The organism is Dyadobacter sp., from assembly GCF_051859145.1.
Classification (GTDB): Bacteria; Bacteroidota; Bacteroidia; order Cytophagales; family Spirosomataceae; genus Dyadobacter.
The window spans coordinates 1-8,105 of the sequence record NZ_JBHYGF010000100.1 but is presented as its reverse complement, the minus strand read 5'-3'; the positions used below and the strand labels follow the sequence as shown (position 1 = coordinate 8,105).

The following is an 8,105-nucleotide window of genomic DNA, read 5'->3' as shown; positions in this document are numbered from 1 at the left end:
CCACCTGATCTGTACGTTATTTTGTTCGCACAGGATCTTAATCAGCGCAGTGGCCCAGCTACCGCCGCCTATGACGGCTATCTTAACTCCATTTAAAAGACTCATGAAATAAATGCTTCAAAACCGGTGCCATGGAATAAAGCAAATGTCGGCAGCCGGCCCCTAAAAGTGGGAAGTTTCCGGGTCAAAATAAAAAATCCTTGCAGCAAAGCCGCAAGGATTTTCCTTTTTAACCTAAACTAAATCGAACTTATTACTTTTTAAGAACGTATCAGTTCCCGTTTTCATTTGATTTTTTTTCGTCTTTTTTCACCTCTTCCTTCTTTTTCTCGACCAGATCGCCATTGTTCAGATTTTTCGACACAGCAATGTACGGCCCTGATATGATCTTGTCACCCGGTTTCAGTCCTGACAGAATTTCAATGTTTTCGAAGTCGCTGATACCCGTTTTTACTTCCCGCATCTCAGCTTTTCCATTCACGTCCATGAACACAACTTCCTTAATAGCAACCTCTTTCTTGGGTTTGTTATTGTTTTCTTCGGAACCTTCATTTTCCTGAGGCGGTCCGGCGGGTGAGCCGGCAGGTGGTGTGTTGGTCCGTGTTGTCACGGCAGCAATCGGTACAGACACTACTCCGTTTTTACGATCCGTAATGATATCTACCGATGCCGTCATTCCCGGCTTGAACGGATAGGATTTCTTGGACCGTGATCCCATTAAGTCACTGAATGATTCATTAAGGATCTTCACTTTTACCTCAAACTCGGTTACCGCATCCGTGGAAGTACTTGCCACGGAAGTGCTCGATGCCGATGCAAGTCCGGCCGCGGTGTTGGCAATTTCTTTCACAATTCCCTTAAACTTCCGCCCCGACGCGCTGTATGCATCTACGTCGATCTCAGCAGTGTCGCCAAGCGAAACGCGGACAATATCATTTTCATTAACATTCACACGCACTTCCATATTGGCAAGATTGGCAATGCGCATCATCTCGGTACCTGCCATTTGTGAAGTTCCCACGACGCGCTCGCCTGCTTCTACATTCAGTAGAGAAATAATGCCGCTTACCGGCGCAAAAATGCTCGTTTTCCGAAGGTTTTCGGCGGCGTCACGCAAACCTGCCTCTGCGCTCCTGATGTTGAATAATGCCGCTGAAACATTGGCTTTTGCGGATTCAACATCCTGCTGGGCAACTCCGTAAGTTGAAGCAAACTGCTCAAAGTCGGCTGCTGAAATCACTTTATCATTGTACAGCTTTTTATTACGCTCAAAATTCGCTTTCGCCTGGATCAATCTCGCTTCTGCCTGCGATACCATGGCTTTGGTCTGCTCATAACTTGCTTTGTTGGAGTTAACCGTAGCCTGCGCACGCGCCATCAGTGATTCATAGTTATCCGGCCGGATCTTCAACAGCAGCTGTCCTTTTACCACGGAATCACCCTCTGCCACATTCAGGCTAATGATTTCACCCGACACATCGGGACTTAATTTTACTTCTACTTCGGGCTGCACTTTACCCGACGCAGTCACGCGCTCCACGATATCCGATTTCCCGACAGTTGCATATTCCACTTCTGTGGTTTTCGGCTTGCCGATATACCCCGCCTTTTTAGCCCCGAAAAGGCCAACTGCGAGCAATACGACGAGACCAGCTGTAATCCACCAGATTCGTTTTGAAGATTTACGTGCCATGCTATTTTAGATTACAATGATTAGTTGATTGTGGAATGAGGGTGGTGCGATCAGAAATCTGAAAGCGGGCGGTTCATATAGAAATCCAGGATTTTGGTCCTGAACACATAATCGTATTTGGTTTGGACAAGATTGCCGTTTGCGCGGTCGAGATTGGCCTTGGCAATGTTGAATTCAACGGAGTTAATGGCGCCAACATCAAAACGCACCTGCGATACGCGGAATGTTTCCTGCAATGCCCGCACCTGATTGGCCGTGGCAGAATACCTTTTTGCCGCATTGGTCATATCAATATAAGCCTGCTCCACATTTTTGCGAATGGTCAGCTGAACTTGCTGCGCCTGGTATTCGTAGGTTTTCTGCTGGATTTTCGCATTGGCAACATTGTATTTGACCCTGAAATTTGAGAAAATCGGGATATTCAGGTTCAGGTTGATTGCTGAGTTACGGTTAAAGTTCAGCTGATCGAGGTAAGTGAATGTCCGCAATGCACCATTTGGTGTCCGTATCTTTTGTACAATCGGCAGCTGCTCGTCGTTGTAAAGAATATAGTCGGTGTTCGATATTACTTCGGTAATCGACTCTCCCGAACCGTCGGACACAAATCTTTCTTTCGGCGCGGCACTTGAAAATGTGGTATAAACACCGCCGCTCAATGTCAACGAAGGCATTCCTGCTCCACGGGCGAGATCTACATTCGTTTTAGCAGCTTCTATTCGCAGGTTAGCGGCCTTCATCTGCGGAAGGTTGTTCAATGCAGTTTCATAAATCTCCTGTATTGTGGCATTGTAAGCCTGCAAAGTCGGGTCTTTCACTTCGATTTTAACCACATTGATCTGCTCGCTGCCTGGCATGTTCATGTATTGTTTCAAATTAAGTTTGGCAGTCTCAAGGTTGTTTTGCGCATTAACAAGCGTCAATTCATCATTGGCAAGCTGGGCTTTCAAATCGAGCAGGTTGCTTTCGGCGAGGGTACCTGCCTCTACCAGCTTTGCAGTCCGGTCAACCTGTAACTGGGACGCATTCACCTGCAACTGCGCTACTTCGATCAGCTCCTGGTTGGTAATTACCTGCAGGTAAGACAGCGCCACGTTCAGCATAATATCGTTTCGTGTAGCATCCAGGTCCTTGGCGCTCGCCTGGTAGTTTGAATTGTTGAATTTGATATTATTTCTGATCTGAAACCCGTTGAAAAGGGTGATCTGACCGCCTAGCTGGTAGTTGTTCGAGCTGATGTTCTGCTGGACAAACTGGTTGGTAAAAGGGTCAATATTTCTACCAAAACTAAAACCCTGTCCGGCGCTGAAACTGATACTTGGCCAGCGCTGCCATTTGGATTGCTGGTAGATGTTGTCGTTGGACTGGACTGTCAGCTCCGATTGTTTGATCTGCGGATTGGTTTCAAGCGCAATGCGAATGCAATCTTCAAGAGAATAAGTGTTAGCAGGCTGATTTACATCTTTCTGCGCGAAGGTAGCTTCAACTGGAACAATTGCACAAACGAGGAAGAACGATAGTGCAGAATTACGTAACGATTTTAACATGGGCTGTCCAGAGTTAGTTGATCAATATTAGTGTTTAGCATAAAAAACAACCATCCATTTTGTACGGACGGTTGCATATAAGTGTAAAAGGGCAATAACGAAACGGTCTTATTATCAGTGAAAAAATAAGTATCCAAGCCAGATCCCTGCGATCACTCCGACAAAGTCAGCTATCAGGCCGGCTACAATCGCATACCTCGTGTTCTTGATTCCTACGGAGCCAAAATACAATGCGACAATGTAAAGCGTGGTGTCGGCCGAGCCCTGGAATATACATACCAACCTGCCGACAAATGAGTCCGGCCCGAATTCCTTCATCGCGTCGATCATCAATGCGCGTGCACCACTGCCGCTGAGCGGCTTCATCAATGCAACGGGCAGCGCATCCGTGAAATCCGTGTTCATACCTGTGAGCGCAAAAAGGTATTTTAAACCGTCAATCAGATAGTCCATTGCCCCACAGGCGCGGAATGCACTGATCGCTACGAGCAGCCCGACCAGATAGGGAATAATGGTGACAGTAGTAGTAAAACCCGCCTTGGCACCATCAATGAAAGATTCGAAGACATTGATTTTCTTATACAAAGCCACACCAAGAAAGCCCGCTATGACGGCAAGCAATACCGAGTTACCTACGAAAATGGAGATTTTCTCGATCTGCTCTTTGGGCAAACCCGAGAGGTACCAGAGTGTGAATGCAAGAAATGCTGTGATAGACCCGAGCCAGAGCAGGATAGTGCGATTGAACAGGTTGATCTTCTGCCAGGCAGCTGTGATGATCATGGCCACCACCGTGGTGATGTAAGTACCTACCACACACGGAATAAAAACATCTGACGGACTTTCAGCGCCGAGAATGGCGCGCTGGGCAATAATGGAAAGGGGGATGATCTGCAAACCGGAAGTATGCAGCACCAGGAACATGATCTGCGCATTGGAAGCGGTGTCTTTTACCGGGTTGAGCTCCTGCAGGCTTTGCATTGCCCGTAGACCAAATGGAGTAGCTGCATTATCAAGCCCGAGGAAATTGGCCGAGAAATTCATGATCATCTGTCCATGCGCAGGGTGATTTTCCGGCACCTCTGGAAAAAGTTTGTTGAAAAAAGGACCGATAATCCGCGCAAGCCGATTGATGATTCCCGCTTTTTCACCCACATTTAAAATCCCCAAAAAGAACGTCATTACACCGGTAAGCGGCAGCGCAATGTCCATTACCGCTACCTCAGCCATTTTCAGCATTCCTTCGGTTACTTCTTTGAAAGTCTGTACATCGCCGGTGAGGATAAATTTCAGGAAGGCAATTACAAAGGCTATGACGAAGAAGCCGACAAAAATATAGTTCAATGCCATGTTTTAAACTCGGGGAAAGAGGCAGGTTTGGTAATGGTTTGTTTACAATGCAAAGAGGAAAATATTGCATTTAATGCAAATAACAAAAGTATATTGCAAAGCAGGAACTCATCTCAAACCAAACCTTGATTTTCCATGAAGTATTGTTACCTGATTGTCCTGGTACTACTGTACGCATGCAATGGACAAACTGATTCAGGCAGCACAGGCGCTGGCGGCGAAAAAGTAGTGAATGATACAATTGCCCTGGAACGCACGGAAGTTCAAAAGCTGCCGGTAGCCACTTACAGCGAGAAAGTGAAAGATCCGCTGAATGACTTCAAGTTCGCGGTCGAGGTTTACGAAACAAAAGCCACTTTCACCTTCCTGATCAAAATGACGTACAAAGCGCTCGATGCGGAAGACACATTGAAAGTGCCCAATTTCGGAATTATGCCAAAAGTTGAGATCCAGAAAGGAAAAGAGGACCAATCCTGCATTATTGGTTTTCTGGACAAAAAAGGCGAGTTCAAGGAATACAAACTCGTGAAGATAGACCAGGGTCAGTTGAAGATCTCAACGATCAGGCATTATGCGCGAACGCGGTATAAAGTGAAGAAGTGAGGGAGGAACGTCGAACAAATGAGCTGCGGATTATTACTCTAATACAATACGCACACTTTTGGATTCAATACGTTTATAAATAAATAATACCTGGTACACGCCACGCGGCAAATCAGATACATTGAGCCGAATCATTCCGTCCGAGCTTACATTCACAGATTTTAATTCCCTGGACCCCTCTTCACTGATCAGCTTGATCCGCTCGGGAACTTCAACAGCAGCGCGTTCGCCTAATGCAATATCAATGTAGTCTTCGGCTGGGTTTGGATAAATGTCAGGAGTGGGCGTCGGCTTAATACAATTATCCACACAAATCGTAATTCCTTTCTGTACGGAACCAAAACAGTTACTGGCAACCACAGTGATACCATAGCAGCTATTGACATAAGAATTAAAGTAAGCCGATCCTCCATTATAATTTAGAATTGTATTAGCAGGATTGCTACTTACCCATGAACTGAAAATCGTTCCGGGCTCAGCAGTTTCCGCATGTAATGACACGCCCGATCCGTTGCACATAAAATCCGGGGAGGCACCACCATTACCAGTAACAAGCAAAGCTGCGGCAAGCGGAGCACTGCGTTTTACATTGATTGTGTTGCTGAAAGCCGAAGTAACCCCACAGGCAGCCGATGTAGCAGATACTTTTACAGTACCACTCGAAACACCTGTAATTTGTGCCGAATTGGTGTTACCGGGAGAACTGGCTGTAATTCCACCGCTTGTAACCCAGTTATAGGAGCTTGCATTACTAGCCGAAGCGGTAATCGTTTGTGGATTGCAGAGCAAAATATCCCCTGAGTTGATAACCGGTTTGGTAGGCAGCGGCCTAGTGATAACCAATTGCGATGCAGTCTCAAGATTCAGCACATCTCCCCGGGAGGCAGCTACTTTAATGGTACCACCGGTATTTTTCGTCGGCGTCAATGTAATGGTCGGTCCGCTACCGCTTTTGACCCAGCCGGACGGATAAGTCCAGGCGTAGTTTGTAGCATTCGCGGCAGGAGTTACAGAAACTGTTATAGGAGCAGTACCACAGCTAAACTGGTAACTGCCTGTATAGGCTACGCCATTGATTTTAATATTGCCAGGTGTGCCAAGGTACTTGATAGGGATTGTTTTCGTGGCTGTTAGCCCTACCGGGCACTCGTCACATCCATTTGTAGTACTTGCTGGCTTTGCAGTTGTCACCTTGATTGTTCCATTGCCATTCACATTATTCCACTTTACATCAACAACTGCAACTCCGTCACCCTCATAGGTATTTGAATTAGTTTGAGTAAAAATTCCGTTACTTACTTCCCACTTAAACCTGCAATCGCCCCCAGTTTTACAACTTGCAAAGCTGGACATCTTGGCAGAATACTGGTACGGCGTTTGATCAGGCAGTGCACTATTGCAGCCATTTGGAGCGCAGGTAATTTCGACAGATTGCCCCATAACAACTGTCTGAACAAAAATAAAACTGCTCACAAGCAAGATCTTAACAAGTAATAAAGTTCTCATTATTGTATTTGTTAAAAATGATACGAAATGTTAAAGAAGTGAGAAGACTCTATTGAAAGTGCCCACAGCTTGTTGTCCGACATGGTCTCTCTGTTATGTGCTATGACACTACTTAATTGGTATACTAATTGGCCGCTCAGTTCAGCTGAAAGAGAAAGGCGGTCGAGTACTCTGTACTTTAATCCTACGAATGGGTTCGCAGACAACTTATACATTCTGGATGTATGGGCAATTCCAGGGTTGTGTCTCTCATAGTAGAAAAAAAAGCCGAGATCCATTCCACAATACAATTGATGCTGGTCTGAATTGAAATGAACTTCATAGCCAATCCGCTGGGTACCATACCCGAATGTCGAAGTTGTAACACGAATTGTATCCAGGCGAGGGCCATCTATCACGCCGATGTATTGAGCCGACTTCGTTTTCCCGAATTGAACATTGTCAAAAGATAGCCGGAAAGCTCCTTTCTGGTTGGGCGAGTATCTGATCAGAAATCCCAGACGCCCCGTCTTAACTAGGGGATACATATTGAGACTGAGGTCCCATTTGAAAGGCAGTTTCGCATCGCCCGCTTTCTCAGGCGGCTTTGTCGCTTGCTGGCCAAAAGCATCGGTGCCCAACAAGCAAAAAGTCAGGACAGCGAGGAATAATGTCTTTTTCATGGATTAATTTGCATTTAGTTAACAATGCAAATCAACCATTAATTGGTCAGTTGATCTCCTACAAAAACCCAGCTTTGTGACCTACAAAAACCCAGAAAACTCAGTGTTTCGCCCGGAGCTTGCTGACGTAGTTTTCGGAAATGCCGAGATAGGATGCAATGTGTTTCTGAGGTACGCGGTTAAACAGCTCTTTGGACCTGACACGAAAAGCTTCCAGCTTCTGAGTAGCCGATAAGGCACGCATTTCTCGCAACAATGCAATGTGTTTCAGCCAGGATTTTTCAGCTATGATCCGACCAAGACAGCAGATTTCAGGATGGTCGCTATAAAGCTGGTAGAGATCGCTGCGGGCAATGTAAATCAGCGAAGTAGGTTCCAAAGTTTCGATATACTCGCAGGTAGGTACCTGCTCAACAAAGCTTTCGGCGGCATGGAAAAAGTCATTTTCTTTTGCAAACCATTCTGTAGTATCGCAAAACTTGCCTGTTCCATCGTCGGCCAGGTGGTAGCCTCTGACCAGCCCACTGCAGACGAACCACAACTTGTCACAAATATCCCCTTCGGACAGCAGCAGCTTACCTTTTTGAGCCTTTACGAATTTTAACTTTTGCAGGAACCGGGCTTGTACCTGTTTATTAATAGGCAAAATGCCCGAGAGGGACGTAATAAAATCTGAATACATGATAGTGTGAGATAGAGCTGAGGTACTGCAAGATGAGCACTTTGCAACTACTTTGCAACACTGCG

Annotated in this window: 7 protein-coding genes and 1 pseudogene; 1 reads left to right on the top strand and 7 read right to left on the bottom strand. The window is 46.0% G+C overall.

Translation table 11 applies throughout. The annotated features are described in order from the left end of the window. The 4 genes and pseudogenes from ACTIE6_RS07365 to ACTIE6_RS07350 form a co-directional block, all read right to left on the bottom strand. Positions 1–105, bottom strand: a pseudogene (locus tag ACTIE6_RS07365) (NAD(P)H-dependent glycerol-3-phosphate dehydrogenase); the annotation flags it as partial. A gap of 166 nt (positions 106–271) precedes the next feature. Then, complete coding sequence (locus tag ACTIE6_RS07360) at positions 272–1,693, bottom strand: efflux RND transporter periplasmic adaptor subunit (protein WP_439556022.1); 1,422 nt, start codon at positions 1,691–1,693, stop codon at positions 272–274. 50 nt (positions 1,694–1,743) lie between these two features. Further along, positions 1,744–3,237 (bottom strand): TolC family protein, encoded by a 1,494-nt coding sequence (locus ACTIE6_RS07355; protein ID WP_439556021.1) that lies wholly within the window; start codon positions 3,235–3,237, stop codon positions 1,744–1,746. Positions 3,238–3,351: 114 nt separating this feature from the next. Next, on the bottom strand, positions 3,352–4,587 hold the full coding sequence (locus ACTIE6_RS07350; protein WP_439556020.1) for a nucleoside recognition domain-containing protein: 1,236 nt from the start codon (positions 4,585–4,587) through the stop codon (positions 3,352–3,354). A 135-nt stretch (positions 4,588–4,722) separates the two neighbouring features. On the opposite strand from ACTIE6_RS07350, the gene ACTIE6_RS07345 reads away from it, so the two are divergent. Beyond that, a complete protein-coding gene (locus ACTIE6_RS07345; protein WP_439556019.1) occupies positions 4,723–5,190 on the top strand; it encodes a hypothetical protein in 468 nt (155 codons plus the stop codon). 33 nt (positions 5,191–5,223) lie between these two features. Here ACTIE6_RS07345 and ACTIE6_RS07340 read toward each other — a convergent pair whose 3' ends face one another. From ACTIE6_RS07340 to ACTIE6_RS07330, 3 genes are all read right to left on the bottom strand, one after another. Continuing rightward, on the bottom strand, positions 5,224–6,696 hold the full coding sequence (locus tag ACTIE6_RS07340; RefSeq protein WP_439556018.1) for a hypothetical protein: 1,473 nt from the start codon (positions 6,694–6,696) through the stop codon (positions 5,224–5,226). Positions 6,697–6,707: 11 nt separating this feature from the next. Beyond that, the gene (locus ACTIE6_RS07335) at positions 6,708–7,358 is read right to left on the bottom strand and encodes a hypothetical protein (protein WP_439556017.1); all 651 of its coding nucleotides are present in this window, start codon (positions 7,356–7,358) and stop codon (positions 6,708–6,710) included. Positions 7,359–7,458: 100 nt separating this feature from the next. After that, the gene (locus tag ACTIE6_RS07330) at positions 7,459–8,040 is read right to left on the bottom strand and encodes a Crp/Fnr family transcriptional regulator (RefSeq protein ID WP_439556016.1); all 582 of its coding nucleotides are present in this window, start codon (positions 8,038–8,040) and stop codon (positions 7,459–7,461) included. Positions 8,041–8,105 lie beyond the last annotated feature (65 nt).

Bases quoted from the DNA above. Each gene is read 5' to 3' on its own strand.
- ACTIE6_RS07335 (WP_439556017.1), bottom strand. From the start codon at position 7,358: ATGAAAAAGACATTATTCCTCGCTGTCCTGACTTTTTGCTTGTTGGGC.
- ACTIE6_RS07350 (WP_439556020.1), bottom strand. From the start codon at position 4,587: ATGGCATTGAACTATATTTTTGTCGGCTTCTTCGTCATAGCCTTTGTA.
- ACTIE6_RS07330 (WP_439556016.1), bottom strand. From the start codon at position 8,040: ATGTATTCAGATTTTATTACGTCCCTCTCGGGCATTTTGCCTATTAAT.
- ACTIE6_RS07345 (WP_439556019.1), top strand. From the start codon at position 4,723: ATGAAGTATTGTTACCTGATTGTCCTGGTACTACTGTACGCATGCAAT.
- ACTIE6_RS07340 (WP_439556018.1), bottom strand. From the start codon at position 6,696: ATGAGAACTTTATTACTTGTTAAGATCTTGCTTGTGAGCAGTTTTATT.
- ACTIE6_RS07355 (WP_439556021.1), bottom strand. From the start codon at position 3,237: ATGTTAAAATCGTTACGTAATTCTGCACTATCGTTCTTCCTCGTTTGT.
- ACTIE6_RS07360 (WP_439556022.1), bottom strand. From the start codon at position 1,693: ATGGCACGTAAATCTTCAAAACGAATCTGGTGGATTACAGCTGGTCTC.